This is a genomic window from Kocuria sp. JC486 (assembly GCF_011602805.1).
GTDB lineage: Bacteria > Actinomycetota > Actinomycetes > Actinomycetales > Micrococcaceae > Kocuria > Kocuria soli.
The window spans coordinates 192,079-218,665 of sequence record NZ_JAAOZS010000003.1; the positions used below are offsets into that span (position 1 = coordinate 192,079).

Below are 26,587 nucleotides of genomic sequence, written 5' to 3' on the forward strand. Positions count from 1 at the left end.
ATTCACTAGCCTGGACCCATGCGTATCGCCCGTTTCACTGCAGAAGACGAGATCCACTACGGCCTGGTCCAGGGAGAGGAAGGCGAGGAGCGCGTCGTGCCCCTGGCCGGTGACCCGTTCTTCAACGGCATCCAACCGGTCGAGGGGACCTCGTGGGCGCTCGAGGACATCCGTCTCCTGGCCCCCGTGATCCCGCGGTCGAAGATCGTCTGCGTGGGCCGCAACTACGCCGACCACGCCAAGGAGATGGGCAACGAACTGCCCACCAGCCCCTTGCTGTTCTTCAAGCCCAACACCTCGGTCACGGGTCCCGGTGACCCCGTGACCCTGCCGTCGTGGACCGAAGAAGTGTCCTACGAAGCCGAACTGGCGGTCGTCATCGGCCGAATCTGCAAGGACGTTCCGGTCGACAAGGTCGACGAGGTGGTCTTCGGTTACACCTGCGCCAACGATCTGACGGCGCGAGACGCCCAGCGCACGGACGGCCAGTGGGCCCGGGCCAAGGGCTTCGACGGCGCGTGCCCGCTGGGGCCCTGGATCGAGACCGAGCTGGACACCTCCGAGCTCCAGGTGCGCTCGTTCGTCAACGACGACCTCAAGCAGGACGGGAACACCTCCCAGATGGTGTTCGGCGTGGCCGATCTGATCTCCTACGTCTCCAGCGCCTTCACGCTGCTGCCCGGGGACGTGTTGCTCACAGGCACCCCGGCCGGGGTGGGAACTGTCGACGAAGGTGACCGTCTGGACGTGGAGATCGAAGGCATCGGGAAGCTCGCAACCGTCCTGCGGCGCTGAGCTCCGCTCGGGGGATCGGCGGCTGCCAATAGAATGGCGACCATCATGACTGAGACACCCCAGACCGATCCCGCCACAGACCTGACCTCCGATGCGGCTGCCCCTGAGTCGGCCGCCGTCGACACGGCGTCGACCAGAGACCTGCCGCTGACCGCTTCGGCGGTTTCTGCGGGTACCGAAGAAGCCACGGGGGCAGACGTGCGTGTGCGCTTCTGCCCGTCGCCCACCGGCACGCCGCACGTGGGGCTCATCCGCACCGCGCTGTTCAACTGGGCCTACGCGCGCCACACCGGCGGCAAGCTCGTGTTCCGGATCGAGGACACCGACGCCGCCCGCGACTCCGAGGAGTCCTTCGAACAGCTCCTGGACGGCCTGGGTTGGCTGGGCATCACGTGGGACGAGGGCGTGACGGTCGGTGGCCCGCACGAACCGTACCGCCAGTCCCAGCGTGGCGAGATCTACCAGGACGTCATCGCCAAGCTCAAGGACGCCGGGGCGATCTACGAGTCCTACTCGACCCCCGAAGAGGTCGAACAGCGCCACCGTGATGCCGGACGCGACCCCAAGCTGGGCTACGACAACTTCGACCGGGAGCTGTCCGCAGAACAGATCGCAGCGTTCCGCGCCGAAGGCCGTGAACCCGTGCTGCGCCTGCGCATGCCGGACGAAGCCATCGTCTTCAACGACCTGGTCCGCGGGGAGATCACCTTCGCGGCCGGTTCCGTGCCGGACTTCGTCGTCGTGCGAGCCAACGGCAAGCCGCTGTACACCCTGGTCAACCCCGTGGACGACGCGCTCATGCGGATCACCCACGTGCTGCGCGGCGAGGACCTGCTCTCCTCCACACCCCGACAGATCGCCCTGTACCGTGCCCTGGTGGCCATCGGCGTCGCCGAGCGCGTGCCCGAATTCGGTCACCTGCCGTACGTCATGGGGGAGGGCAACAAGAAGCTCTCCAAGCGCGACCCCGAATCGAGCCTGTTCAATCTTCGGGACGCGGGCTTCATCCCGGAGGGCCTGCTGAACTACCTGGCGTTGCTCGGCTGGTCCCTGTCGGCCGATCAAGACGTCTTCACCCAGGACGAGTTCGTGGCCGCCTTCGATGTGCACGACGTGTTGGCCAATCCCGCGCGCTTCGACCTCAAGAAGGCCACGGCCATCAACGGTGACCACATCCGTCGCCTGGACCCGCAGGACTTTCGTGATCGCCTGGTGCCCTACCTGCAGGCCGGGGGCGTGCTGGGCGAGGAACTCACTGCCCGGGAGAACGAAATCCTGGACCAGGCGGCGCCGTTGGTGCACACCCGCATGGACCTGCTGGGAGATGCTGTGGGGTTGCTGCGTTTCCTGTTCGTCAGCGACGAGTCCCTCGAGTACGACGACAAGGCCGTGTCCAAGCTCAAGGACAACGCAGGCGAAGTGTTGGCCGCCACTCGCGGAGCACTCGCGAACCTCGAGGACTTCATGGCAGAGCCCATCCAGGCAGCATTGCGTCAGGTCCTGGTGGAGGAGATGGAGATCAAGCCCCGCCTGGCCTTCGGCCCGGCCCGGGTGGCGGTCTCCGGACAGCAGATCTCTCCGCCGCTGTTCGAGTCCATGGAGATTCTGGGCCGGCAGTCCACGCTCGCGCGCCTCGACCGCCTGGCCGGGATGATCGGCTGACGAGCCGCCCGTCACTGCGGGGCCCGGAGATTTGCCGGGCCCCGCAGTGACGGGTATAGTCTTAGCTCGTTGCGCGCGGCCGGCGAGGTTCCGACCTCCGGTACGACGTGCGCAGTGGGGTATGGTGTAATTGGCAACACAACGGTTTCTGGTACCGTCATTCTAGGTTCGAGTCCTGGTACCCCAGCGGCCCCATCGTATAGCGGCCTAGTACTCCGCCCTCTCACGGCGGCAACACCGGTTCGAATCCGGTTGGGGTCACTCCGCTTACATTTCCTCACCGCATCAGCGGTGGGGAAATTCTGCTGAAAGCACGCCGAAAGGCGTGTTCCGGTGGTTCAACCACCACATGCCCGGCGTGCGCCGGGCAGCCGCGGCCCCATCGTATAGCGGCCTAGTACTCCGCCCTCTCACGGCGGCAACACCGGTTCGAATCCGGTTGGGGTCACACCTGCCGAATGCCTCGGACGCCCATGACGGGCTCCGGGGCATTGGTCGTTCCCGGCCCTGTTCGGCGGCCTCCCACGGGACCTGACTCCAGAACCGTGGCGGCCCATGTCGGCCGGGTGATCTCCCGGCCCACGGGGAGGGCATGGGGCATGATGAAGCCTGTGAGCACATCCGATCATGAGTCCGACGCCGACCGATCGTCCGGTCCGACGGACGGCCAGAGCACGCCGACGTCCTCGGCCCCTGCGGGCATGCCCTGGGGCAGATCCGAAGAGGCCAGTTCCGAGACTCCACAGACCGAACGTCCCGACGACGGCACCCGTCCGATCGGCGACGACCTCCCCACGCAGGCAGAGCAGCCCGACCGGGAGCTCGGGCGATCGCACCTGGGTGCCGCGGAGGCCACCGCCCTTGCGGTGGACGATCTGCGTGGCCTGCTCAGGCAAACACACCTGCCGTTGGAGACGTCTGGGGCCGAATCCGGTCGAGACGTCGTCCGACGCACCCTGGCGCAGATCGAGGACTACGTCCTTCCTCGTGTGAAGTCCTTGGATGCCCCGCTTCTGGCCGTCGTGGGCGGTTCCACCGGTGCGGGCAAGTCCACCCTGGTCAACGCATTGGTGGGTCGTCCCGTGACCCGCGCCGGCGCGGTCCGTCCGACCACCCGGCAGCCCATGCTCATCCATCACCCGCTGGACGGGGCCGCCTTCGAAGGCACCCGTGTGCTCCCGCACCTGGCCCGTGTGCGCGGCCAACTGACCGGGTCCGTGGGCGCCGGTGGCGCGTCGTCGGGCGAAGGCCCGGAAAGCACCGGAGGGGACACTCGCACCAACGCCGCGGAACCCACCCACAGCCTGGTGCTGCTGGCCGATTCGGGGATGGAGCGGGGCATCGCCCTGCTCGACGCCCCCGACATCGACTCGGTCTCCGAGGAAAACCGCCGCCTGGCCGCCCAGCTCCTGGCGGCCGCCGACCTGTGGCTGTTCACCACCACCGCGAATCGCTACGCCGACGCCGTTCCGTGGGAACTGCTGGTCGAGGCCGGGCGACGGGACATCACCGTCGCCGTCGTGCTCGACCGTGTTCCCGACGGGGTGGCCGACGAGATCCTTCCCGACCTCCAGCGGATGCTCACGGAGCACGGCCTCGGGGAGGCCCCGGTGTTCGTCATTCCGGAGGCCCCGCTGAACGCCGCGGGCATGCTGCCCACCGGGACCGTGGACCGGCTGCGCACCTGGCTGGCGGACCTGGCCGCGGACTCGGCGGCCCGCGCCGAGGTGGCCCGACGCACCGTGGGCGGTGCACTGCGGCAGGTGGCTGACCGCGGTGTGGACATCGCCGACGACGTCGCCGAGCAGGAATCCGTCGCCGGACAGCTTCGCGCCGACGTCGTGGAGGCACACGAGCGCGCCCTGCAGGAGATCATCGCCTCCACCAAGGACGGATCCTTGCTGCGCGACGAGGTGCTGGCCCGCTGGCAGGACTTCGTGGGGACCGGGGAGTTCTTCCGCGGCCTGGAGGCCCAGATCGGCCGATTGCGTGACCGGATCGGCGCGGCCCTGCGCGGCAAACCGGCGCCGGAGGTTCAGGTCGAGCAGGCGCTCGAGACGGGCCTGCAGGCGGTCATCGTCGAGGAGTTGGCCAAGGCCGGGGAGAACACACAGCGCCGTTGGCGTTCCGAACGGGCCGGACGCTCGTTGCTCGGTGACGAGGACCTGGGTCGGCTGCCCGATGATGCCCAAGAGCGCTCGGCGGCCGTGATTCGTGCCTGGCAGGGCGATGTCATGGAACTGATCCAGCAGGAGGGTGCGGGTAAACGCACCCAGGCCCGGGTGCTGTCCCTCGGCCTCAACGTGGTGACCGTGGCCCTCATGGTCACCGTGTTCTCCATGTCCGCCGGGCTCACGGGTGCCGAGATTGGCATCGCTGGGGCATCGGGTGTGGTGGGCACCAAGCTGCTTGAGGCGGTCTTCGGCGAGGACGGTGTGCGACGCATGGCGGACAAGGCGCGCCGTAGCCTGGAGAAGCGATTGCGTGAATTCGTGCAGTCGCTCGAAGACCCGTGGCTGGAACGCCTCGAGATCCTGACCGATCCGTCCTCCGGCGTCGTCCGCGAGGCCGCCAACCGCGTGAAGACCACGGGAGACCAGCTGTGATCCGGCTCGGCCGTAAGAAGACCCAGACGTTCAACATCGATCAGCGACTTGTCGGATTGCGCGACGCGGTCGACGCCGGACGCGGCAGACTGGACGACGACGCCGTCAACGGTGCCGACGACGTCCTGCAGCGCGCCGTGACCCGACGCTCGCTGTCGGCCGACCACACCGTCGTCGGTTTCTTCGGGGCCACCGGTTCCGGCAAGTCCTCGCTCATGAACGCCGTGGTCGGCCGCCCGGTGGCGCAGGCCGCCGTCCGGCGCCCGACCACGACCTCGCCGCTGGCCGTCCTGGCCAGCCCGGAGGGGGCCGACCCGCTGCTCGACTGGCTGGGCATCGAATCGCGCTACGTGCTCGACGACTCCCAGGACTCTCCGTGGTCCACCGGGGTGGCCGGGCTGTGGACGGAGGTCCCGGCCGGTCTGGTGCTGCTCGACCTCCCGGACGTCGACTCCGTGGCACGGGAGCACCGCGCCATCGCCGAACGACTGGTGGGGATGGTCGACGTCGTCGTGTGGGTCGTGGACCCGCAGAAGTACGCGGATGCCGTCCTCCACGACGACTTCATCGCCCCGCTGTCCCGGCACGCCGCTGTGACGCTGGTGGTGCTGAACCAGGCCGATCGGCTCTCCTCCGAACAAGTGCAGTCGGTGTTGAGTTCCCTGCGGCAGCTGCTCAAGGAGGACGGACTCGAGGCCTCCGGACGCGCGGCGCCCATCGCGACCTCTGCCGCCACCGGCGCCGGGATCGGAGCGGTCCGGGCCCGGATCACCGAGGTGGTCGAAGGCAAGGAGGCCGCCGCTGCGCGCCTGTCGGCGGATCTCGAAGGGTCCGTCGAACGGTTGCGAACCTCGCACGGAACCGGGCAGCCGACGGGCGTCACGCCGTTTGCCCGCGACGGGCTCACCGAGGGCCTGGTGCGCGCCGCCAACGCCGACGGCATCGCCCAGGCCGCCCGCCGCTCCTACGTGCTCAACGCCGGCAAACGGACCGGGTGGCTTCCTGTGCGGTGGGTCAGCGGCTTCCGCAAGGACCCCCTGCGGCGGCTGCACCTCCAGGACCTCGACGACGATGCCAGGGACCCCTCACTGCGCCGTAGTTCCCTGCCGCCGATGTCGGCCGCGCAACGTGCGGCAGCCGACACCGCGGTCCGTCACTTCGCCGACGAGGTGGCCGAGGGGTCCTCTCCCGCCTGGGAACGCTCGATCCGGGAGGCTGCCCGGTCACGGCAGGACACGCTGCCGGACGCCCTGGACCAGGCTCTGGCCCACACGGATCTGCGCCGCGGCTCCAAGTCCTGGTGGTGGATCCCGCTGGACGTACTGCAGTGGCTGGCCCTGCTGACGGCCGTGGCCGGTCTGTTGTGGCTCACCGGGCTGTTCGCGTTGCAGTACCTGCAGGTTCCGGTCCCGGCACCGCCGACGGTCGAGGGGACCGACATTCCCGTGCCGACACTGTTGGTGGTCACGGGGCTGGTCGTCGGCATCGTGATCGGCCTGCTCGGTGCGATCTTCGCCCGGTGGGGCGGAACCTGGCGGGCCAAGCGGGTGTCCAAGCGACTCCGGGAGCAGATCGCCGTTGCCGCCAACGACAACGTGGTGGTCCCCGTGGAGGAGGAGCTGAGTCTCCACGACAAGGTCGGACGGGCACTCGAACAGGCCTCCGCGCTCAAGTGACCGGCGTTCCCCGGTAGAGCCTGAAACCGCCCGCGCTGTTCCGAAAGGAACGCCGCGGGCGGTTCGTGTTCGGGGCGGTGGGCCGGCGTGTCAGGTGCCGGGGCGGATCGCCTGGGTGAGCTGCCGGGCCGCGGTGACCACGGTCTCGGCGTGCTGGCGCCCCGGTTGCCGCGTGAGTCGTTCGATCGGCCCCGAAATGGACACGGCGGCGATCACGCGTCCTCCGGGGCCTCGGACTGGGGCAGACACGGAGGCGATCCCTGACTCGCGTTCGCCGATCGACTGGGCCCAGCCGCGGCGTCGTACACCGGCGAGCATGGTCGCGGTGAAGCGGGCGCCGTTGAGCCCCTCCAGCAGACGGTCGTGGTCCTCCCAGGCCACCAGGACCTGCGCGGCGGAACCGGCCTTCATGGACAACTGGGTGCCCACGGGAATGGTGTCCCGCAGGCCGATGGGGCGTTCGGAGGAGGCGACGCAGACGCGCCATTCGCCCTGCCGCCGGAAGATCTGGGAGGACTCACCCGTGGCGTCGCGGAGCTGCACCAGGACGGCTCCAGCCGCGGCGATGAGCCGGTCCTCACCGGCGGCGGAGGCGAGTTCGACCAGGCGGGAACCCAGGACGAACCGACCTTGGATGTCGCGCCCCAGGAGACGGTGGTGCGCCAGGGCGGAGGCCAGGCGGTGCACGGTCGGGCGCGAGATGCCCGTGGCCGAGACCAGTTGGGAGAGCGACGCCGGACCCGCCTCCAGGAGGTCGAGGATCAGCGAGGCCTTGTCGATCACTCCCACCCCGCTCGGTGAGAACGAGGACTCCGGGTCCTGCTGATCGATCTCCGTGGCGGGTGGCTTACGGCCGATGATGTCCATGTGTTGATATTAGCGTCTCAGTATTCGAGAAGTGTACGAAAGTTGTGGCGCCGCTCGCGTGCGCTCCGGATGCTTGTCCTACAGCTTCATCCGCAATCGCCACCACCCGTACGGGTAGACACCCCGGGCTGTGGCACCCGCATCCGGAGGACAACATCATGCCGAGCAGCCCGAGCCCGTTCACGGCGGCCGTCGCTTCCGACTCCGCGCCGAAAACTCTTGCCGAGAAGGTCTGGGCGGCCCACTTGGTGCGCAAAGGGGAGGGTGGTCAGCCGGACCTGCTCTACATTGACCTGCACCTGATCCACGAGGTGACCTCGCCGCAGGCCTTCGAGGGGCTGCGGTTGGCCGGGCGCGGACTGCGGCGGACCGATCTCACCCTGGGCACGGAGGACCACAACACCCCCACCCAGGACATCTTCAAGCGCATCGCCGACGAGACCTCCCGCAAGCAGATCGAGACCTTGCGCGCCAACGCGGAGGAATTCGGTGTCCGGCTGCACTCGCTCGGCGACGACGAGCAGGGAATCGTGCACGTGGTGGGCCCTCAGCTCGGCATAACCATGCCCGGCATGACGGTGGTGTGCGGTGACTCCCACACCTCCACCCACGGTGCCTTCGGGGCGCTGGCCTTCGGCATCGGCACCTCAGAGGTCGAACACGTGATGGCCACGCAGACCCTTCCGCTGGCACCGTTCAAGACCATGTCCATCCGCGTGGACGGGCACCTGCGTCCGGGAGTCTCGTCCAAGGACATCATCCTGGCCGTGATCGCCAAGATCGGCACGGGTGGCGGGCAGGGCTACGTCCTGGAATACCGCGGCAGCGCCATCGAGGAACTGTCCATGGAAGCCCGCATGACCATCTGCAACATGTCGATCGAAGCGGGCGCCCGGGCCGGAATGATCGCCCCGGATCAGACCACCTTCGACTACGTCCAGGGCCGCCCGCACGCCCCGCAGGGGCAGGACTGGGAGGAGGCGGTCGAGTACTGGAAGTCCTTGCGTACCGATGACGGTGCGATCTACGACGCCGAGGTGGTCATCGACGCCGACCAGCTCGAGCCCTTCGTGACCTGGGGGACCAACCCCGGCCAGGGGGTTGCGCTCTCCGAAGCGGTTCCCGACCCCGAGGCCTTCGGTGAGGACAACGACAAGGCCGCGGCTCGACGCGCACTCGAGTACATGGACCTGGTCCCGGGCACTCCCATGAAGGAGATCCCGGTTGACGTCGTGTTCCTGGGCTCGTGCACCAACTCCCGGATCGAGGACCTCAGGCTGGCCGCCGACATCGTCAAGGGACGTTCCAAGGCCGCCAACGTGACGATGATGGTGGTGCCCGGCTCCCAGAAGGTCCGCATCCAGGCGGAGGAGGAAGGTCTGGACCGGGTCTTCAAGGATTTCGGTGCGGACTGGCGCTTCGCGGGTTGCTCCATGTGCCTGGGCATGAACCCGGACCAGCTGGAATCCGGGCAGCGCTGCGCATCGACGTCGAACCGCAATTTCGAAGGTCGTCAGGGCAAGGGCGGGCGGACGCACCTGGTGTCCCCGGTGGTGGCCGCCGCAACGGCCGTGCGAGGCACCCTTGCGGCACCGTCCGACCTGGACCCCGTCGACGCCTGAGCCGCGACGCCGCCCCACCGTTCGACCGAGCCGCCCGCGCTGACCCGGCGCCATCGATCCCAGCACACAGCAGGAGCACCCATGGAAAAGTTCACCACCCACACGGGCGTCGCGGTTCCGCTGCGCCAGTCCAACGTCGACACCGATCAGATCATCCCCGCGGTCTACCTCAAACGGATCACCAAGACCGGCTTCGACGACGCACTGTTCGCCTCCTGGCGCAAGCAGGAGAACTTCGTGTTGAACCAGGAGCCGTACCGCAACGGGTCGGTCCTGGTCGCCGGCCCTGACTTCGGGACCGGATCATCCCGCGAACACGCCGTGTGGGCGCTGCGGGACTACGGGTTCAAGGTGGTCATCTCCTCCCGATTCGCGGACATCTTCCGCGGGAACTCGGGCAAGCAGGGGCTGCTGGCGGCACAGGTCGACCAGTCCGACGTCGAACTGATCTGGAAGCGCATCGAGGAGGAGCCCGGAACCGAGGTCACGGTGGACCTGGAAGCGCGCACGGTGAGCGTGGGATCACTCACGGTCCCGTTCCAGATCGACGACTACACGCGCTGGCGGCTCATCGAGGGCTTGGACGACATCGGTCTCACGCTCCAGCACGAAGAGGACATCGCCGCTTATGAGCGGCAGCGTCCGGCCTGGCTGCCGCGGACGCTACCAGCGCGAACCTGAATCGGACCTGGCTCTCCGAGAGAACGTGGACGGGGTGAAGCTACGGGTGAGTAGGCGAACTGGCCGCGACCCACGCGCGGCGTCGTCGAACGCCCGTCAATCACCCCTAAGATGGGGCAGTGCTGAATCCGGGGCAAGGCTCGGCACTGCCCTCGGAGGACAGAGGGCATCGACGACAGATCGGGAGACCATGACCAGCGCACTGCAGATCACCGGCGGCGTTCCGCTGGAAGGCACCATCGAGGTGCGCGGCGCCAAGAACTTCGTGCCCAAGGCCATGGTCGCCGCACTGCTCGGCTCCACGCCCTCCGTGTTGCAGAACGTGCCGGAGATCAAGGACGTCAAGGTCGTGACCGACCTGGTGGCTCTCCACGGCGTCGAGGTCAACAACGACGGTCAAGGTGCGCTGACCCTGGATCCATCGAACGTGACCCGCGCCCGCTACGCGGACATCGACGCCCACGCGGGCGATTCGCGCATCCCGATCCTGTTGTGCGGTCCGCTGCTGCACACCCTGGGGGAGGCTTTCATCCCGGACCTGGGTGGGTGCAAGATCGGCGACCGGCCCATCAACTACCACCTGGACGTGCTGCGCAACTTCGGCGCAAAGGTGGAGAAGCTCGAATCCGGCATCAAGATGTCGGCCCCCAACGGCCTGCACGGCGCCAAGGTCGAGCTGCCCTACCCGTCCGTGGGTGCGACCGAACAGGTGCTGCTGTCGGCCACACGCGCTCGCGGTCGCACCGAACTGCGCGGGGCCGCAACCGAACCCGAGATCATGAACCTGATCGCGGTCCTGCAGAAGATGGGCGCCATCATCACCGTGCAGACCGACCGGGTCATCCACATCGAAGGCGTGGAGGAGCTCAAGGGCTACAACCACCGCGCCATGTGCGACCGGATCGAGGCCGCGTCCTGGGGGTCGGCCGCGCTGGTCACCGGCGGCTCCATCTTCGTCAAGGGCGCCACCCAGTCCGACATGATGACCTTCCTCAACGTGTTCCGGAAGACCGGTGGTGACCTGGACATCCGCGACGACGGCATCCAGTTCAGCCACCCCGGCGGGTCCCTCAACCCGCTGGTGGTGGAGACGGACGTGCACCCCGGCTTCATGACCGACTGGCAGCAGCCCCTGGTGGTCGCCCTGACCCAGGCCGACGGCGTGTCGATCGTGCACGAAACCGTCTACGAGAACCGGTTCGGTTTCACCCGCGCACTCAAGGGCATGGGGGCCGACATCCAGTTGCACCGCGACTGCCTGGGCTCCACCCCCTGCCGGTTCGGCCAGTCCAACTTCGTGCACTCCGCGATCATCTCCGGGCGGACCCCGCTCAAGGCCAAGGACATCCACGTCCCGGACCTGCGCGGCGGCTTCTCCCACCTGATCGCGGCGCTGGGGGCCGAGGGACGGTCGAAGGTGACCGGCGTGGAACTGATCCAGCGCGGTTACGAGCGCTTCACCTCGAAGCTCGAGGCCCTGGGCGCGAATTTCGACGTCGTCGACGCCTGAGGCGCGGTGGACCGGTGAAGCCCCGCACTGTCCACCGGACGGATGACCCCAACACCACGCGGTTGGTGCGGTTCCTGGCCGCCTTCATCCAACCGGCTTACGTTGCACTGGCCGGGCTCGAGTACGAAGGCATGGAGCATCTCCCGCGCAGTGGGCCGTTCGTGCTCACACCGAACCACACCTCCGAGCTGGATCCGATGACGGTCGCCATGGCGGTGGTCGACTACGGACTCAACCCCACCTTCCTGGCGAAGGATTCACTGTTCTCGGTCCCCGTGCTCGGTACGATCCTGCGCCGCACGGCCCAGGTGCCGGTCAAACGCGGGACCGCCGACTCCGTGAAGTCGCTGTCGGCGGCGCAGAAGCACATTGCCGCGGGCGGGAGCGTGATCATCTACCCCGAGGGGACGCTGACCCGCGACCCCGAGCTCTGGCCGATGCACGGCTTCCCGGGTGCCGCGCGGCTGGCGATGTCCATGGACGTCCCCGTGATCCCCGTGGCCCACTGGGGCGACGAGCAGATCCTCGGCCGCGGCCCGGACCCGCAGCGCAAACGGCACTTCCGACCCTTTCCCCGCAAGACGGTGCGGGTGAAGTTCGGGCCACCCGTGGACCTGTCGACCTGGGCGCCGAGCACTGCGGAGCTCACGGCTTTGAGCCCGGACGAGCGGCTGCGCATGATCCCGCACGGCAAGACCGTGGCCGCGGCCCGGGCGATCACCGACGCCATCACGGCTCTGTTGGCCGACCTGCGGGGCGAACAACCGCCCGCGAAGCGATGGGACCGACGTCGAGGGGAACGGCGATGAACACAACCGGAGTGACCGGACCGTCCCGGGCTGCGGAGGCAAGCCGCGTCCAGAACGAGCACGACGGTGGATTCCGGAAGGCCGCGGTGCTCGGGGCCGGATCATGGGGAACCACCTTTGCCAAGGTCCTGGTGGACGCGGCCTGGGACGAGGAACGACGACGGCAGCAGGCGTCCGCGGAGGACTCACCCGAGGCGGCGGACGCGCTTCACGGCACGGCCAGGGGCGTCGTCCTGTGGGGCCGCAACGCGGACGACATGACCCGGACCGCCAGGACCCGCGTCAATCAAAAATACGTCCCCGGACTGCACCTGCCGGACCCGCTGGAGATCACCGCCGATCTGGCCGAGGCCCTTGACGGTGCCGACCTGGTGGTCCTGGCCCTGCCCGCGCAGACCTTGCGCGGACAGCTGCCCGCCATTGCCGAGCACCTGAACCCGGACGCCGCGCTGGTGTCCCTGGCCAAGGGCCTGGAACAGGGCACGGGGCTGCGCATGACCGAGGTGGTGGCCAAGGTCCTGGCCGAACACCGGCCCGAGGCCGACGGCGGCCATGACCCCGCGGGGTGGTTCGCCCGGACCTGCGTGCTGTCCGGCCCGAACCTGGCGATGGAGATCGCCGACGAGCAGCCCACGGCCTCCGTCGTCGCCGCCCGGGACCCGGAGCTGGCCGCGGCAGTGGCCCGCGCCTGCGCCGCACCCTACTTCCGGCCCTACACCAACACCGACGTGGTCGGCACGGAGATCGCGGGTCTGACCAAGAACGTGATCGCGGTGATCGTGGGGATCTGCGAGGGACGCCACTACGGCGACAACTCCAAGGCCTCGATCATCACCCGCGGCCTGGCCGAGTCCACGCGACTGGCCATGGCGCTGGGCGGGAAACCGGAGACCATGTCCGGGCTCGCCGGCATTGGAGACCTGGTGGCCACGTGTTCCTCCCCGTTGTCCCGCAACCACACCGCGGGGCGCCTGTTCGGCCAGGGCAAGACGCTCGACGAGATCCACCGGGAGATGACCCAGACCGCGGAAGGTCTCAAGTCCGCACCTGCGGTGCTCGCCCTGGCACGCGCCCACGGAGTGGACATGCCGATCACCCAGGCCGTCGTGGCTATCCTGGAGGGTCGCATCACCGTCGAAAACCTGGCCCCGCTCTTGCTGGGCCGACAACTCAAATCGGAGGCAACCCCCTCATGACCTCTGGCAACACCATGCCTTCGGCCGCCGACGACTCTGCCTCGGGGGGCGCCGTCGCTGACGCGACTCCGTCGGGAAAGCCCTGCGTGGCGGTCCTCTTCGGTGGGGTCTCCTCCGAGCACAGCATCTCGTTGATCACCGCGCGGGGCGTCCTGGGTGCCATCGACCGGGACAAGTGGGACGTCATCACCATCGGTATCGCCCGGTCCGGTGAGTGGTTCCTGTACTCCCAGGAGGAACTCGAAGCGCTGCTCGACGCCCAGACGATCACCGAACTGCCCGTGGGGGAGCAGCGCGTGACCTTGCCCTTGGGTCGGCGGGAGAGCGAACTGCTGGTGCAGAAGGACAACTCCCCGGTCTCTGAGATCTCCCGGTTCCGGCACGTGGACGTGGTCATGCCGCTGTTGCACGGTCCCTACGGTGAGGACGGAACGTTGCAGGGCTTCCTGGAACTGGCCCACGTCCCCTACGTGGGCTGCGGCGTGACCTCCTCGGCGATCGGCATGGACAAGCACTTCATGAAGATGGCCTTCGAATCGGCCGGACTCGAGGTGGGCCCGTACGTGGTCGTCCGCGACCGGGCCTGGCGGGCGGACAAGAACGCCGCCATGGCGGCCGTTGCCGAACTCGGGGAACCGGTGTTCGTCAAGCCGGCCCGCGCCGGTTCGTCCTTCGGCATCACCAAGGTCGAGGACCCGACCGATCGGGCGGCGCTGGAAGCTGCCGTCGAGGAGGCACGGTCCTTCGACCCCAAGGTGGTCGTGGAAGCGGGAATCGTGGGCCGAGAGATCGAATGCGCCGTCCTGGAGGGTCACGGCACACAGGCGCCGCGGACGTCGATGCCCGGTGAGATCGAAGTGGTCGACGAGCACTCTTTCTACGATTTCGAAGCCAAGTACGTGTCCCAGGCCTCCGCGCGGTTGAGTTGCCCGGCGGAGTTCCCGGAGCACGTGATCGCCACGATCCGGGAGCGCGCCGCTCAGGCCTTCGAGGCGATCGAGGGCGAAGGGCTGTGCCGCGCGGACTTCTTCGTGACCGAGGACGAGCGTGTGATCATCAACGAAGTCAACACGATGCCCGGCTTCACGCCCATCTCGATGTACCCGCGCATGTGGGCGGCGTCTGGACTGGAGTACTCCGAGCTGATCGACGAGTTGCTCACGCTGGCCCTGGAACGCCCCGTGGGCCTGCGCTGACGGGTCAGCCTGCGTCCTCCAGGGTCTCGTCCACGGAGAGACACTCGCGGTCCTGGTCCACGGTTTCCACCGCGCTGCTGAGGTCGATGAGTGCGGTCGACGAGGCAACCACGGTCGTGTCGAAGGTGACCTCGAAAGCGGGTTCCCGGCCGTAGGTGGTGGCCTTCCAACGGTTCTCCTGGTCCGTCTCACGGATGATCCAGTCCACGCCGTTGACGCGGCTGCACATGTCGGTCGTCGGTTCCGGGGGAGTGACGCCGCACCGTACGATCAGGGAAGCAGGGTCCCCGTAGGCCGTGGTCGCCTGGCTCGTGGTCTCGCGTTGGGCCTGGTCGGAGATCTCCCCGGGCATCGCGAGCATGGCGGATGCACAGTCCGCGTTGGCAGCGTCCACCGCGGGTTCGACGACGACGGCCCCCGGGCCACAGCCGGTCAGCGCAGCGGCCGTGCAGACCGCCAAGAGCGCGGTCAGTGTTCGACGAGGGAGGCGAGCGCGGGCACGCGGAAGGACGGCGGGGGCGGAAGGCATGTCTGCAGTCTAGTGAGATCTGCGGTCTCGCGAGGTCTGCGATGGCGGCAGGAACCGATGGTGGAAGGATTCGAGGCGGTGCGCCCAGTGGCAGAACGGACCCCGCGGGACGAGCCCCCGAGGTCCTCGGCCGATGCCGACCGAGGCGGCTTGACCGTCGACCAGCTCAGCGAGACCCAGCTGATCGCCCGCTTCGCCCCGCACCTACGGGCTCACGAGCCTGGTGGCGGGTCACGGTACGAGATCCTGGGTCCGGGGGACGACTGCGCGGTGGTCGCCGCGCCCGACGGACGATTCGTGATCTCCACCGACACCCAGGTTCAAGGGCAGGACTTCGAGCTGACCTGGCCCAACGGCGTCGTCTCCACGGGTTTCGACACCGGCCACAAATGTGCCACCCAGAATCTTGCGGACGCGGCCGCGATGGGTGCGGTGCCCTCCGCCCTGGTGGTCTCCCTGACCCTCCCGGGCCGTACCAGCGTCAGGTGGGTCGAGGACTTCGCCCGCGGTCTACGCGCCGGCGCCATCGCGTGCGGAGCCGTTCACTGCGGCATCGTCGGGGGTGATCTGGGGCGCGGTGGAGAAATCTCGGCCACGGCCACCGTAACGGGCGACCTGGAGGGGCGTGCGCCGATCCGCCGGAACGGGGCCCGTCCGGGAGACCTGGTGGTGCTGGCGGGGACGGTGGGCCGGTCCGCCGCCGGGCTGGACCTGCTCCAGGACCCGTCCACCAAGGGAACGGTCGAACCGTACCTGGTCGAGCTCATGGACAACCAGCTCCGTCCGGTGTCGCCCACGCCGTTGGGTGCACAGTTGGCCGAGGCGGGGGCCACCGCGATGATCGACGTCTCCGACGGTCTGGTGCGTGACCTGACGCGGGTGGCGGAGGCCTCCGACGTCGTCGTGGACCTGGATCCCGCCGCGCTGGACGACCTGGCGCGGCCGCTGGCCGCGGCGGGGGAACGGCTGGGACGAGACCCGCTGTACTGGGTGCTCCACGGCGGAGAAGATCACGGATTGTTATCCACCGTCCCCGCCGGAACGCGACTGCCGCACGGGGCACGTCCGTTAGGCTCGGTGAGGGCTGTGCCTCCGGGCTGGGGGGCGACTGCCGTCGTCACCACCGGAACCGCACGGGAATCTGTCGCCGACCGTGTCCGGGTCGGGACGACACCAGTACGTGAGCTCCCCGCGGAGCTCCGGGGACGAGGATGGGACCACTTTGAACCAGAGGATGGCGTCTAACACGACGGCGGTGCGCCGCTGGTTGGAGACCGCCGCCCAGGATCTTCGGGAGTACACGGAGGTGCTCAACGCCCTCAACGTCTTCCCCGTGGCGGATGCCGACACCGGCACCAACCTCGCAGCGACCGTCGAAACCGCCGCCCAGGCCGCGGCGGTGCTGGAAACTCCTGACCTCAGCGAACTCGTGACCCTGGTGGGGCAGGCCGCGCTCGAGGACGCCCGAGGGAACTCCGGCACGCTGTTCTCCGTGTTCCTCACCGCACTGGGCGGGGGACTCGACGGAGCCGAACGGCTCACGGCCCAGTCTTTGTCCAACGGGATCGGAGCAGGATCCGTGCGGGCTTGGTCGGCGCTGACGGATCCCGTTCCCGGAACCATGCTGTCCGTGGTGAAGGCCGCCGCAGACACCCCTATTCCGGAGGTCGGCGAAACCGGGTCCAACCACCAGTTCGCCGAATACCTCCGGGCCATGGTGACCGCCGCCAAGGACGCGGTGCTCGCCTCGACCGAGGACCTGGAAGTCCTGCACGGGACGCACAAGGTGGACGCCGGTGCCCTGGGCATGTTGATCGTGTTGGACGCGCTGCGCCGCGCGATCACGGGGCAGGAAGCCTCCGGGGCACACCTGTGGGCCGGTGCGGAGAGCGACGCAACGGCCCCCGACGATCAGGCGATTCCGGCGAACATCCAGCCCGTGGCGGACGTCCTGGAGGAGATGGGGTACGCCTACTACCCGCCCGCTCATGACGAGGACGCCTCGACTCTGGAGGCGCTCCAGGACGCGCACACCGGGGTGGAGGTCATGGCCACGGTGGACCTCACGGCACTGGACGCCGCGCAGATCCGACACGAACTGGCCGAAGCGGGGGACAGCGTGATCGTTTCCGCCGTGTCCCAGATCGACGAGGACACCTGGCGGTGGCGCGTGCACGTGCACGTCCAGGAACAACGGCAGGCCGTGGACGTGCTCCGGGGACGCGGCACTCCGCGCAACATCACGGTGACCGGGCTGTCCAAGGACGACCGAGGCCGCCAGTTCCGCGTGGACCCCACGGACCTTGGCTGACGTGAGCAGCCCCGTGGACGCCCACAGGGGCGATCTGGACACCCCGCTCGGCAAACTGCTGGGGGCACAGACGGCCCAAGCCATGGCCAAGGGGTTGGACCTGAACACGGTGGGCGAGCTGCTCGACCACGTGCCCCGGCGGTTGGTCCAACGCGGAGAACTCACCTCGTTCGCGGACCTGGAGCTGGAGGCCCACGCCACCCTGGTGGCCGAGGTGGTCTCCGTCAACACCCGCCGGATGCGCAACCGGCGCGGATCCATCACCGAGGTGGTCATCACGGACCGCTCGGACCACCCGGGCAGCGACCTGCTCGGGCGCCGGGAGAACCGCATGACGCTGAGTTTCTTCAACGCCTGGACGGCCGCGCGGGAACTCACGGCCGGAACCCACGCGTTGTTCAGTGGCAAGGTCACGCACTATCGCGGGAGCCTGACCATGACCAACCCGCACTACGCGCCCCTGGACGTCGACGACGACGTGGACACCCGCGAGGCCATGCAGAACGCGACCCGGCCGATCGCGGTGTACCCGGCCACGGCCAAGGTCACCAGCGACCGGATCGCCACCGCCGTGCACACTGTTCTGGGCGTGATCGACTGGCGGACGGTCCCGGACCCCCTGCCCGCGGAGATCGCCGACCGCCACGGCTACACCGATCTCCCGACCGCCTACGAGCACCTGCACCGCCCACCCGACGAATCCGCCTGGTACCGAGCCAAGGCACGCTTCCGCCACACCGAGGCGCTGGTGCTGCAGACCGCCCTGGTGCGCCGTCGTCGTGCGGTTGAACTCCGACCGGCGCCCGCCCTGCCGGGGAAGCCCGACGGCGTGGCGGCCCGGTTCGAGGCCGCGTTGCCGTTCCGGCTGACCGACTCCCAGGTCGCAGTGGGCGAAGAACTGGCCGCCGACCTTGCCCGCGAGCACCCCATGAACCGGTTGCTGCAAGGCGATGTCGGCGCAGGGAAGACCGTGGTGGCCCTGCGTGCGATGCTGCAGGCCGTTGACTCGGGTGCCCAGGCCGCGCTGCTGGCACCCACGGAAGTCCTGGCCGCCCAGCACTTCGCGTCGATCGAATCCGCACTGGGACCCCTGGCCCATGCCGGAACCCTGGGCGGTGACCCGGACGGGACCACCGTGGTCCTGCTGACCGGCTCCATGCCCCAGTCCGCCCGCAAACGGGCCTTGTTGCAGATCGCCTCGGGTGAAGCGGGCATCGTGATCGGCACGCACGCCCTGCTCTCCGACACCGTGCAGTTTGCCGATCTCGGGCTGGTGGTCGTGGACGAGCAGCACCGGTTCGGCGTCGAACAACGCGACAGGTTGCGGGAGGCGGGTCTAACCGTGCCGCACCTTCTGGTCATGACCGCCACTCCGATCCCGCGGACCGTGGCGATGACCGTGTTCGGTGACCTCGACGTCTCCGTGCTGCAGGGTCTCCCTGGCGGTCGGCAACCGATCTCCACCCACGTGGTGGGACTGCTCGAACACCCCACCTGGGAGGACCGGATCTTCGCCCGCGCCCGCGAGGAGGTCGAGGCCGGGCGCCAGGTCTATTTCGTGGCCCCCAAGATCGGTGACGACGACGCCGTGCCACCCATGGGCCTGGCCGATTCCGCCCGCGCGCTGGCCGAGATCCCCGAAGCCACCGACCCCGTCACGGGCGCCCAGGATTCTGCCGAGCAGGCCCCGGGGCCGGAGGAGGCCATGGTCTCCACGGCCTGGCTCGCGGAACTGGTCGAACAGTCTCCCCAGCTCGGAGGAATCCCCAGCGCTGTGTTGCACGGGCGCCTGGACCCCACGGACAAGGCAGAGGTCATGGCAGCTTTCGCCGACGGCCGGACCGGGGTCCTGGTGTGCACCACCGTCGTGGAGGTCGGTGTGGACGTGCCCAACGCGACCTTCATGGTGGTTTTCGACGCCGACCGGTTCGGGATCTCGCAACTCCACCAGCTCAGGGGCCGGATCGGGCGCGGCTCCCACGCGAGCACGTGCCTGCTGGTCACCCGGCGCGAACAGGGGCATCCCTCCAGGGAACGGCTCGACGCGGTTGCCGCCACCACGGACGGTTTCGAGTTGGCCCAGGCGGACCTGAACCTGCGGCGCGAGGGAGACATCCTGGGGGACGCCCAGTCCGGTGGACGCAGCACCCTGCGGCTGTTGCGGGCGCTCGACGACGTCGCCGTCATCGAGGAAGCACGCACGGAGGCGACGGAGATCCTGGAGGCCGATCCCGACCTGGAGAACCATCCCGGGCTGGCGGCCGCGATCGCGGCCTCTCTGGACGAGGACACCGAGAAGTACCTGGAGCGTGGGTGATGAGCCGCATCGTGGCCGGAGCAGCCGGTGGTCTGAAACTGCGTTCCGTTCCGGGCAACGCCACCAGACCCACCACGGACAGGGTCAAGGAGTCGCTGTTCTCCCGTCTCGAGTCCTGGGGGATGCTGGCCGACGCGCGGGTTCTGGACCTGTTCGCGGGCTCCGGTGCCCTGGGATGTGAAGCCGGCAGTCGGGGTGCGGCCTCCGTGCACCTGGTCGAGCGCGAGGCGCGAGCGGCCGCGGTATGCCAACACAATGCCCAGACGGTGAATCAGGCCTTGCAGCGCTCCGGCCGTTCCACCGAAGGCGGCGCAGATGACGGCATAGATGGCCCAGCGGAGAAGCCGGTGGTCACAGTGACCCGCCGCAGCGTGTCGAGCTTCCTGACCGAGGCGACCGGCCCGTGGGACCTGGTCCTGGCCGACCCTCCCTACCCGCTCACGGAGGTGGAACTCACGGACGTGCTGGCGCCCCTGGCCGGAAGGCTGGGGCCCGGGGCGGTAGTCGTCGTCGAACGCTCCTCCCGCTCCCCGGAACCGACCTGGCCGCTGGGGCTGCGTCGCTTGGAGGTCTCGAGGCACGGAGAGACCACCCTCTGGTACGCCGAGGAGGATCCGGACGGCCCCGCGATCTCCACATGTATGGCCACATGAGGCTACAAATCGCGGCCATGTCATCGACGATTCATGTTGGACACCTATCGTGGGACGGGCGCCGCTTCGCGGCGCAGGTCTGAGCACCACCGAGGAGGATCCCCGTATGAGAATCACCGTCCTGGGCACCGGATACCTGGGGGCCACCCACGCGGCGGCCATGGCCGAGATGGGCTTCGAGGTCATGGGTGTGGACGTGGACGAGGCGAAGCTCGAAGCGCTCGCCGCCGGGGTCCTGCCGTTCCACGAACCGGGTTTGGGCGAACTGGTCCGGAAGCACGTGGAATCGGGGCGGTTGCGGTTCACCTCCGACTATGCGTTGGCTGGGGAATTCGGGGATGTTCATTTCGTAGGGGTCGGTACCCCACAGCGAGCAGGTTCGTACGCGGCGGACATGACGTTCGTGGACTCCGCGGTGACATCCATCGCCCAGCACGCCACTCATGACGCCGTGATCGTGGGCAAATCCACCGTGCCCGTGGGATCCGCCCGGCGGCTGCGGGCACTGGCCAAGGACAACGCCCCCGAGGGCGTGGACGTGGACCTGGTCTGGAACCCGGAGTTCCTCCGGGAAGGTCACGGAGTTGAAGACACCCTGCGCCCCGACCGCATGGTGCTGGGACTGCCCGGACACGGGAGCACCGGCGACGGTGACCGTGCGAACGACTCCCGGCTAGAAGCCATCCTGCGGGAGGTCTACGCACCGCAGCTCGAGGCGCAGACACCGCTGATCGTCACGGACTACGAGACCGCCGAACTGGTCAAGGTCGCGGCGAACTCCTTCCTGGCCACCAAGATCAGTTTCATCAACTCCCTGTCCGAACTCACCGAGGCCGTGGGCGGCGACATCCGGACCCTGGCGGACGCGATCGGGATGGACGAGAGGATCGGTCGCAAGTTCCTCAATGCCGGTGTGGGCTTCGGCGGTGGTTGCCTGCCCAAGGACATCCGGGCGCTGCGGGCCCGCGCCTCGGAACTCGGACTGGACCAGTCCGTGCGGTTCCTGGTGGAGATCGACGACATCAACGTGCGTCGTCGTGACCACACCGTGGGGGTGGTCACGGACATGCTCGGGGGGTCGATCATGGGGCGTCAGGTGGCGGTGCTCGGTGCAGCCTTCAAGCCCGAGTCCGACGACGTCCGCGACTCACCCGCCCTGGACATCGCGGCCCGGTTGCACTCGATCGGTGCCGACGTGCACGTCTACGACCCGAAAGCCAATGCCAACGCTGCCAAGCGGTACCCGCGTGTGGACTACGTGGACTCGCTGCCGCAGGCCGTGGCCCGCGCGGAGGTGGTGGTCCTGCTGACCGAATGGGACGAGTTCCGTTCCATGACACCCGAGCAGTTGGCGCCTCTGGTCAAGACCCGGCAGATCCTGGACGGGCGCAATGTTCTGGACCCGGTGCAGTGGGAGCAGGCCGGTTGGACCTACCGCGCACTGGGGCGCAAGGGCTGACCGCCCTCCTCGGAAGCGGCCGCGGGGCGGGACTCAGGGCGGATTCAGGGCGGTTTCAGGCCAGGGAGGTCTTGAGCCTGTTCATGGCTTCGACCAGGACCTCTTCCTGCTTGCACGCCGCCACGCGCATCCACCCGTCGTACAGAGCCGCGTTCCGCGCCGACGCGAAGGCTCGGACCGGCAACAGGGCCACCCCGGTGTGTTCGATGAGCGAGGGGGAGAGTTCCAGGCTGTCGCGCACCCCCAGTCGGTCGTGGAAGGGCGAGAAGTCCGCCACCACGTAGTAGGACCCTGCGGGGTCGGCCACGGTCAGGCCCAGGTCCCGCAGGGCGTTGACGACCAGCGCCGAGCGGCGGCCCTGTTCGGCCGCCAGGTCCTCGACCCACGGACGAGGGTTCTCGAGGGCGTGGGCCACGGCCAGTTGCAGGGGCGCGGCGGGGGAATGCGTCAGGTAGGTCTTGATCGCGCGTGCACCCGTGACCAGTTCCTGCGGCCCCGTGAGCCATCCGATGCGCCACCCGGTCGCGCGGAAGGTCTTGGAGGCGGAGGAGACCACCAGCGTGCGTTGCGCGATCGCCGCGGCCAGCTCCGGTTCCAGCGGCGAGCTCCCGCCGCCGGCGGCCAGACTCGCGTGGGCGCCGTTGAAGCGCAGATGTTCGTAGACCTCGTCCGTGATGACCACGGCGTCGTTGGCAAGGGTCTCCCGGGCGATGATCTCTGCCGTCGCCGTGTCCAGGACGGTCCCGGTGGGATTGTGCGGGTCGTTGACCAGGACCGCGGCCGTCCGGGGCGTGAATGCCTGCCGTAATTCCTCGGGATCCGGGGTGAAATGCGGTGGACGCAGGGGGACCGGACGCAGGTTGGCCCCGATGAAGGACACCACCGCCGCGTACAGGTCGTAGTAGGGCTCGAGGACCACGACGTCGTCGCCGGGCTTGACCACGGACAACAGGGCGGCGGTCAAGGCCTCCGCGGCACCGCAGGTGACGAGCACCTGGGTGTCCGGATCCAGCTCCCGGCCCTGGGTCTCCCGCTGCTGGGCGGCCACGGCCGCGCGCAACCGCGGGTGGCCGACCGCGGGGGCGTACTGGTTCTGCCCCGACCGAATCGCGGCCACGGCGGCCTCCGTCATGGCCTCCGGGCCGTCCTGGTCCGGGAAACCCTGGCCCAGATTCACGGCACCGTGCCGGGCCGCCAGGGCGGAGGTCTCGTCGAAGATCGTGGAGCGGAAGGCACCCGTTGCGTCCAGGAGCCCACCCCCGGAGGCCATGGCCCGCCACGGGGCCGCCGCCGGAGTTGCATTGTCGGTGCTGGGGATCATGCAGTGAGTCTAGGAAGTCCGTCCGCGCGAATGCCCATTACGGTGGGGTGCATGTCGTATTCACCACGCCGCGCGATCTGCCCGGGCTCCTTCGACCCCATCCACCGGGGGCACGTCGAGATCATCAAACGTGCCGCGGAGATGTTCCAGGAAGTGGTGGTCGCCGTGAGCGACAACCCCAAGAAGTCGTACCGTTTCGGGCGGCCGCAGCGTCTGGACCTCGCCGAGCGGGCGCTGGAAGGCGTCTCCGGCGTCGTCGTCGAACCCCTGGACACGGGGCTGCTCGCCCAGTACGCGGCCGATCGCGGTGCCGTGGCGCTGGTCAAGGGGCTGCGTTCCGGTCAGGACTACGACTACGAACTGCCCATGGCCGCCATGAATCGCGCCCTGACCGGGGTGGAAACCGTGTTCCTCCCGGCGGACCCGGAGTTCCTGCACGTGTCCTCGAGCCTGGTCAAGGAGGTCCACTCCTTGGGAGGTGACGTGCGGCCGTTCGTGCCGGCGCCGGTCTTCGCGGCCCTGAACGAAGGGTGAGGCGCGGCCCGCGTCCGGGCTGACCGCCAGATCCTCGGTCGGCTCCACCGGGGGACAAACACGAGACATCCGCCACGCCACATCCGCGGCGGTTGAGCCCGGGGACACGGACCGAGTAACATGGGCCGCTGGTATTGGACCCACAGGAGTTAATCATCGCTCGCGAGACCCCGTCCCCCTTGGCCATCAACGTCAGGGATCTGGAACACCGTCCCGGGACGATGCGCACCTGGCAGGAGACAGTGCCCGCGCCGAGCGAATTCGGCAACGCACTGATCGGAGCCCCCGAAGGCTCCGACATGGTCTGCGACCTGAGACTCGAATCCGTCCACGACGGAATCCTGGTTTCCGGGGACGTGACCATTAACCTTGAAGGTCAGTGCAGTCGCTGCCTCGACCCGATCACCGATCAGATGGTCGTTGAGGTACAGGAACTCTTCCTGTTCGACGCCCCCTCCGAAGTGCCGGAGGACGACGACGAGGCCGACGAGATGTACGAAGTCCAGGACGAGACGATCGACCTGGAACCGATGCTTCGGGACGCGGCGATCACCAAGCTGCCGTTCCAACCGGTGTGTCGGGAGGACTGTGAAGGTCTGTGCGCCCAGTGCGGCGTACGACTGGACGAGAACCCCGGACACCGACACGAAGTGCTCGATCCGCGGTGGAGCGCCCTTGAGGGGTTGTTCGACGCGGACGACGACACCACGAGAGAAGAGAGATAGCAGTGGCTGTTCCCAAGAGGAAGCTCTCGCGTGCCAACACGCGTATGCGCCGTTCACAGTGGAAGGCGAAGGCCCCCAAGCTGGTCCGTTCGGTCGAGAACGGCAAGACCGTTTACAGCTTGCCGCACCAGGCCAAGCTGGTCACCGACTCCGCCGGCACCGCCCTGTACTACGAGTACAAGGGCCGCAAGGTAGCCGACGCCTGATTTCGGTGCCCGAATTTCAGGACCTTGAGAAGCGTCTCGGCGTCGACATCGACGCCGAGACGCTTCTCATTGCCCTGACGCACCGTTCCTTCGCCTACGAGCACCCCGGGACCGTGCACAACGAACGTCTGGAGTTCCTGGGGGATTCGGTGCTGGGTCTGTCCGTCACGGACGAGATCTACCGCCGCTACCCGGACCAGTCCGAGGGCGACTTGGCCAAGATCCGCGCCTCCGTGGTGTCCACACGGACGCTGGCGCAGTTGGCCCGGGCGATCGACCTGGGGTCCTTCATCCGGCTCGGCAAGGGCGAAATCCGCACCAACGGACAGGACAAGGCTTCGATCCTGGCGGACACCATGGAATCCCTCATCGGTGCCGTGTACCTGACCCACGGGATCGAACGCGCCCGGGCCTTCGTACTCGGAATGATCGTCCCGCTGCTGGAAGACGACTTCGTGATCCACGAAGGGCGCGACTGGAAGACCGAGATCCAGGAGCTGGCCGCCATGCGTCATCTGGGGACGGTGGCCTACGACGTCGTCGGGACCGGGCCGGATCACAACCGGTCTTTCGTGGCCACGTGCGTGATCGGGACCGACCGCGCGGGGACGGGCGACGGAACCTCCAAGAAGGAGGCGGAGCGCCGCGCGGCGGCCAACGCGTACCTCAACCTCACCGGGACCACCGTCACGGACGGCCACGGCCGCCCCGTTGAAGCACCTCCCGCTCCCAAGCAGTCCCGCCGTTCGCGCCGTCAACGGGGCTGAGACGTGCCGGAACTGCCCGAGGCCGAAGTCGTCCGCCGCGGACTCGAACGGTGGGTCACCGGCCGCGTGGTCGAAGGCGTGGAGATCCTGGACCCGCGTTCCGTGCGTCGACACGTTGACGGGCCACAGGCCTTCGTCGAGGACCTGACCGGGACGCGCGTGCTCGACGTCGTGCGCCGCGGCAAGTTCCTGTGGATGCCACTCGCGGCACCGGGGGACGCCGTGGACGACCCGAGCAGCTACCGCCCGCGGCAGGCGCTCATGGCGCACCTGGGCATGTCCGGGCAGATGCTCATCAAGGATTCCTCGCTCCCACCGGACCGGCACCTGAGAATCCGGCTCACGCTGTCCGACGCACCCGATCCGGACGACCCCTCCCAGCTGTTGCCGACCGAACTGCGGTTCGTGGACCAGCGGATCTTCGGCGGCATGTTCCTCGACCCGCTCCTGCCCACCGACGACGGCGCCCCGGGCGGCCTGGGCCGCCACGGTCACGCGGTGGTCCCCGAACACGCGGCGCACATTGCCCGGGATCCGTTGGACCCGGCTTTCGACGTCGACGCCGTGCACGACCGCCTCCGGCGACGGAAGACCGGGATCAAGCGCGCCCTGTTGGACCAGGGACTGGTGTCCGGGATCGGCAACATCTACGCGGACGAGGCCCTCTGGGAGGCCCGCCTGCACTACGCCCGGCCCACGGAGACCCTCACCCGGGCCGAGACCCGGCGGGTGCTGGAAGCGGTACAGACCGTGATGACCCGGGCCCTGGACGCCGGAGGCACCAGCTTCGACTCCCTGTACGTCAACGTGAACGGGGAGTCGGGCTATTTCGCGCTGTCCTTGAACGCCTACGGACAGACCGGCCGCGCTTGTCCGCGCTGCGCGGCGGAGGGGCGTGACGGGGTGATTGTGCGGGAGCAGTTCATGAACCGGTCGTCGTTCCGGTGCAGCCGTTGCCAACGAAAGCCTAGGAACGCTCGGTACTAGCCGCGACCGGAGCTCGCGGAAAACTTTGAACATGGTTTCCTACCGATCCAGCGCCGGAATCAGTAGCAAACCATGTTCAAAGTGGGGGGGTGCCTCTATGGTTTCCGTCAAGCGGCCAGGGCCACCGGTGACGGGGTCTGAGACTCGGTGGGGTCTTG

Annotated in this window: 23 protein-coding genes and 3 tRNA genes; 23 read left to right on the forward strand and 3 right to left on the reverse strand. The window is 68.4% G+C overall.

Annotated features, from left to right (window positions below; all coding sequences use genetic code 11):
• Window positions 1–18 precede the first annotated feature (18 nt).
• From GWK18_RS03115 to GWK18_RS03145, 7 genes are all read left to right on the forward strand, one after another.
• Window positions 19–795, forward strand: a complete 777-nt coding sequence (locus GWK18_RS03115) for a fumarylacetoacetate hydrolase family protein (RefSeq protein ID WP_123825193.1) — start codon at window positions 19–21, stop codon at window positions 793–795.
• 45 nt (window positions 796–840) lie between these two features.
• Entirely contained in the window at window positions 841–2,457 is a 1,617-nt protein-coding gene (gene gltX, locus GWK18_RS03120) for a glutamate--tRNA ligase (RefSeq protein ID WP_166833142.1), read from the forward strand.
• Between the two features lie 115 nt (window positions 2,458–2,572).
• Window positions 2,573–2,644, forward strand: a tRNA-Gln gene (locus GWK18_RS03125).
• A gap of 1 nt (window position 2,645) precedes the next feature.
• Window positions 2,646–2,718 (forward strand) — tRNA-Glu (locus GWK18_RS03130).
• A gap of 114 nt (window positions 2,719–2,832) precedes the next feature.
• Window positions 2,833–2,905 (forward strand) — tRNA-Glu (locus tag GWK18_RS03135).
• A gap of 253 nt (window positions 2,906–3,158) precedes the next feature.
• Window positions 3,159–5,063, forward strand: coding sequence for a dynamin family protein (locus GWK18_RS03140; protein WP_166833144.1), 1,905 nt, complete (start codon window positions 3,159–3,161; stop codon window positions 5,061–5,063).
• A complete protein-coding gene (locus GWK18_RS03145; protein ID WP_348535817.1) occupies window positions 5,060–6,739 on the forward strand; it encodes a GTPase in 1,680 nt (559 codons plus the stop codon). The genes GWK18_RS03140 and GWK18_RS03145 overlap by 4 nt, the downstream gene beginning before the upstream one ends.
• A gap of 90 nt (window positions 6,740–6,829) precedes the next feature.
• On the opposite strand, the gene GWK18_RS03150 is transcribed toward GWK18_RS03145, so the two are convergent.
• On the reverse strand, window positions 6,830–7,606 hold the full coding sequence (locus GWK18_RS03150) for an IclR family transcriptional regulator (RefSeq protein ID WP_233568764.1): 777 nt from the start codon (window positions 7,604–7,606) through the stop codon (window positions 6,830–6,832).
• A gap of 158 nt (window positions 7,607–7,764) precedes the next feature.
• Here GWK18_RS03150 and leuC point away from each other — a divergent pair, with 158 nt between their 5' ends.
• The 6 genes from leuC to GWK18_RS03180 all read left to right on the forward strand — a co-directional run bounded on the left by leuC (window position 7,765) and on the right by GWK18_RS03180 (window position 14,620).
• A complete protein-coding gene (leuC, locus tag GWK18_RS03155) occupies window positions 7,765–9,228 on the forward strand; it encodes a 3-isopropylmalate dehydratase large subunit (RefSeq protein WP_123825191.1) in 1,464 nt (487 codons plus the stop codon).
• Window positions 9,229–9,309: 81 nt separating this feature from the next.
• The gene (gene leuD, locus GWK18_RS03160; protein ID WP_123825190.1) at window positions 9,310–9,909 is read left to right on the forward strand and encodes a 3-isopropylmalate dehydratase small subunit; all 600 of its coding nucleotides are present in this window, start codon (window positions 9,310–9,312) and stop codon (window positions 9,907–9,909) included.
• A 190-nt stretch (window positions 9,910–10,099) separates the two neighbouring features.
• A complete protein-coding gene (gene murA, locus GWK18_RS03165) occupies window positions 10,100–11,419 on the forward strand; it encodes a UDP-N-acetylglucosamine 1-carboxyvinyltransferase (protein WP_166833146.1) in 1,320 nt (439 codons plus the stop codon).
• A 14-nt stretch (window positions 11,420–11,433) separates the two neighbouring features.
• Window positions 11,434–12,228 carry a lysophospholipid acyltransferase family protein gene (locus GWK18_RS03170; protein ID WP_348535818.1) on the forward strand — a complete coding sequence of 265 codons (795 nt, stop codon included), beginning with the start codon at window positions 11,434–11,436 and terminating at the stop codon, window positions 12,226–12,228.
• Window positions 12,225–13,424: an NAD(P)H-dependent glycerol-3-phosphate dehydrogenase gene (locus tag GWK18_RS03175; protein ID WP_166833148.1), complete on the forward strand. Its 1,200-nt coding sequence runs from the start codon at window positions 12,225–12,227 to the stop codon at window positions 13,422–13,424. The genes GWK18_RS03170 and GWK18_RS03175 overlap by 4 nt, the downstream gene beginning before the upstream one ends.
• A gap of 14 nt (window positions 13,425–13,438) precedes the next feature.
• Window positions 13,439–14,620 (forward strand): D-alanine--D-alanine ligase family protein, encoded by a 1,182-nt coding sequence (locus GWK18_RS03180; protein WP_245192794.1) that lies wholly within the window; start codon window positions 13,439–13,441, stop codon window positions 14,618–14,620.
• Window positions 14,621–14,624: 4 nt separating this feature from the next.
• Here GWK18_RS03180 and GWK18_RS03185 read toward each other — a convergent pair whose 3' ends face one another.
• Window positions 14,625–15,149, reverse strand: coding sequence for a DUF3515 family protein (locus tag GWK18_RS03185; RefSeq protein ID WP_166833152.1), 525 nt, complete (start codon window positions 15,147–15,149; stop codon window positions 14,625–14,627).
• Between the two features lie 78 nt (window positions 15,150–15,227).
• On the opposite strand from GWK18_RS03185, the gene thiL reads away from it, so the two are divergent.
• From thiL to GWK18_RS03210, 5 genes are all read left to right on the forward strand, one after another.
• Window positions 15,228–16,394 carry a thiamine-phosphate kinase gene (gene thiL / locus GWK18_RS03190; RefSeq protein ID WP_348535819.1) on the forward strand — a complete coding sequence of 389 codons (1,167 nt, stop codon included), beginning with the start codon at window positions 15,228–15,230 and terminating at the stop codon, window positions 16,392–16,394.
• Window positions 16,384–17,460: a DAK2 domain-containing protein gene (locus tag GWK18_RS03195; protein WP_167739216.1), complete on the forward strand. Its 1,077-nt coding sequence runs from the start codon at window positions 16,384–16,386 to the stop codon at window positions 17,458–17,460. Before thiL ends, GWK18_RS03195 begins: the two co-directional genes overlap by 11 nt.
• A gap of 82 nt (window positions 17,461–17,542) precedes the next feature.
• On the forward strand, window positions 17,543–19,777 hold the full coding sequence (locus tag GWK18_RS03200; RefSeq protein ID WP_166833206.1) for an ATP-dependent DNA helicase RecG: 2,235 nt from the start codon (window positions 17,543–17,545) through the stop codon (window positions 19,775–19,777).
• Entirely contained in the window at window positions 19,777–20,430 is a 654-nt protein-coding gene (rsmD, locus tag GWK18_RS03205; protein ID WP_123825185.1) for a 16S rRNA (guanine(966)-N(2))-methyltransferase RsmD, read from the forward strand. Before GWK18_RS03200 ends, rsmD begins: the two co-directional genes overlap by 1 nt.
• 106 nt (window positions 20,431–20,536) lie before the next feature.
• Window positions 20,537–21,889 carry a UDP-glucose/GDP-mannose dehydrogenase family protein gene (locus GWK18_RS03210; RefSeq protein WP_123825184.1) on the forward strand — a complete coding sequence of 451 codons (1,353 nt, stop codon included), beginning with the start codon at window positions 20,537–20,539 and terminating at the stop codon, window positions 21,887–21,889.
• A gap of 55 nt (window positions 21,890–21,944) precedes the next feature.
• Here the strand turns inward: GWK18_RS03210 and GWK18_RS03215 are convergent, their stop codons facing one another.
• Window positions 21,945–23,210 carry an aminotransferase class I/II-fold pyridoxal phosphate-dependent enzyme gene (locus tag GWK18_RS03215; RefSeq protein ID WP_245192746.1) on the reverse strand — a complete coding sequence of 422 codons (1,266 nt, stop codon included), beginning with the start codon at window positions 23,208–23,210 and terminating at the stop codon, window positions 21,945–21,947.
• A 51-nt stretch (window positions 23,211–23,261) separates the two neighbouring features.
• Between GWK18_RS03215 and coaD the strand changes: the two genes are divergently transcribed.
• From coaD to mutM, 5 genes are all read left to right on the forward strand, one after another.
• Window positions 23,262–23,744 (forward strand): pantetheine-phosphate adenylyltransferase, encoded by a 483-nt coding sequence (coaD, locus tag GWK18_RS03220; RefSeq protein WP_166833156.1) that lies wholly within the window; start codon window positions 23,262–23,264, stop codon window positions 23,742–23,744.
• Window positions 23,745–23,923: 179 nt separating this feature from the next.
• Window positions 23,924–24,469: a YceD family protein gene (locus GWK18_RS03225; protein ID WP_245192798.1), complete on the forward strand. Its 546-nt coding sequence runs from the start codon at window positions 23,924–23,926 to the stop codon at window positions 24,467–24,469.
• A 2-nt stretch (window positions 24,470–24,471) separates the two neighbouring features.
• Window positions 24,472–24,675 (forward strand): 50S ribosomal protein L32, encoded by a 204-nt coding sequence (gene rpmF / locus GWK18_RS03230; protein ID WP_047690457.1) that lies wholly within the window; start codon window positions 24,472–24,474, stop codon window positions 24,673–24,675.
• Window positions 24,672–25,442, forward strand: coding sequence for a ribonuclease III (gene rnc / locus GWK18_RS03235; RefSeq protein WP_166833212.1), 771 nt, complete (start codon window positions 24,672–24,674; stop codon window positions 25,440–25,442). The genes rpmF and rnc overlap by 4 nt, the downstream gene beginning before the upstream one ends.
• A gap of 3 nt (window positions 25,443–25,445) precedes the next feature.
• Entirely contained in the window at window positions 25,446–26,429 is a 984-nt protein-coding gene (gene mutM / locus GWK18_RS03240) for a bifunctional DNA-formamidopyrimidine glycosylase/DNA-(apurinic or apyrimidinic site) lyase (protein WP_166833158.1), read from the forward strand.
• Window positions 26,430–26,587 lie beyond the last annotated feature (158 nt).

What these genes read in the sequence shown, in the direction of transcription:
- GWK18_RS03175 (WP_166833148.1), top strand. Translation starts at nt 12,225, where the DNA reads ATGAACACAACCGGAGTGACCGGACCGTCCCGGGCTGCGGAGGCAAGC.
- leuC (WP_123825191.1), top strand. Translation starts at nt 7,765, where the DNA reads ATGCCGAGCAGCCCGAGCCCGTTCACGGCGGCCGTCGCTTCCGACTCC.
- GWK18_RS03180 (WP_245192794.1), top strand. Translation starts at nt 13,439, where the DNA reads ATGCCTTCGGCCGCCGACGACTCTGCCTCGGGGGGCGCCGTCGCTGAC.
- GWK18_RS03150 (WP_233568764.1), bottom strand. Translation starts at nt 7,606, where the DNA reads ATGGACATCATCGGCCGTAAGCCACCCGCCACGGAGATCGATCAGCAG.
- murA (WP_166833146.1), top strand. Translation starts at nt 10,100, where the DNA reads ATGACCAGCGCACTGCAGATCACCGGCGGCGTTCCGCTGGAAGGCACC.
- rsmD (WP_123825185.1), top strand. Translation starts at nt 19,777, where the DNA reads ATGAGCCGCATCGTGGCCGGAGCAGCCGGTGGTCTGAAACTGCGTTCC.
- GWK18_RS03185 (WP_166833152.1), bottom strand. Translation starts at nt 15,149, where the DNA reads ATGCCTTCCGCCCCCGCCGTCCTTCCGCGTGCCCGCGCTCGCCTCCCT.
- GWK18_RS03115 (WP_123825193.1), top strand. Translation starts at nt 19, where the DNA reads ATGCGTATCGCCCGTTTCACTGCAGAAGACGAGATCCACTACGGCCTG.
- leuD (WP_123825190.1), top strand. Translation starts at nt 9,310, where the DNA reads ATGGAAAAGTTCACCACCCACACGGGCGTCGCGGTTCCGCTGCGCCAG.
- GWK18_RS03210 (WP_123825184.1), top strand. Translation starts at nt 20,537, where the DNA reads ATGAGAATCACCGTCCTGGGCACCGGATACCTGGGGGCCACCCACGCG.
- gltX (WP_166833142.1), top strand. Translation starts at nt 841, where the DNA reads ATGACTGAGACACCCCAGACCGATCCCGCCACAGACCTGACCTCCGAT.
- GWK18_RS03215 (WP_245192746.1), bottom strand. Translation starts at nt 23,210, where the DNA reads ATGATCCCCAGCACCGACAATGCAACTCCGGCGGCGGCCCCGTGGCGG.
- GWK18_RS03140 (WP_166833144.1), top strand. Translation starts at nt 3,159, where the DNA reads ATGCCCTGGGGCAGATCCGAAGAGGCCAGTTCCGAGACTCCACAGACC.
- GWK18_RS03200 (WP_166833206.1), top strand. Translation starts at nt 17,543, where the DNA reads ATGGCCAAGGGGTTGGACCTGAACACGGTGGGCGAGCTGCTCGACCAC.
- coaD (WP_166833156.1), top strand. Translation starts at nt 23,262, where the DNA reads ATGTCGTATTCACCACGCCGCGCGATCTGCCCGGGCTCCTTCGACCCC.
- GWK18_RS03195 (WP_167739216.1), top strand. Translation starts at nt 16,384, where the DNA reads ATGGCGTCTAACACGACGGCGGTGCGCCGCTGGTTGGAGACCGCCGCC.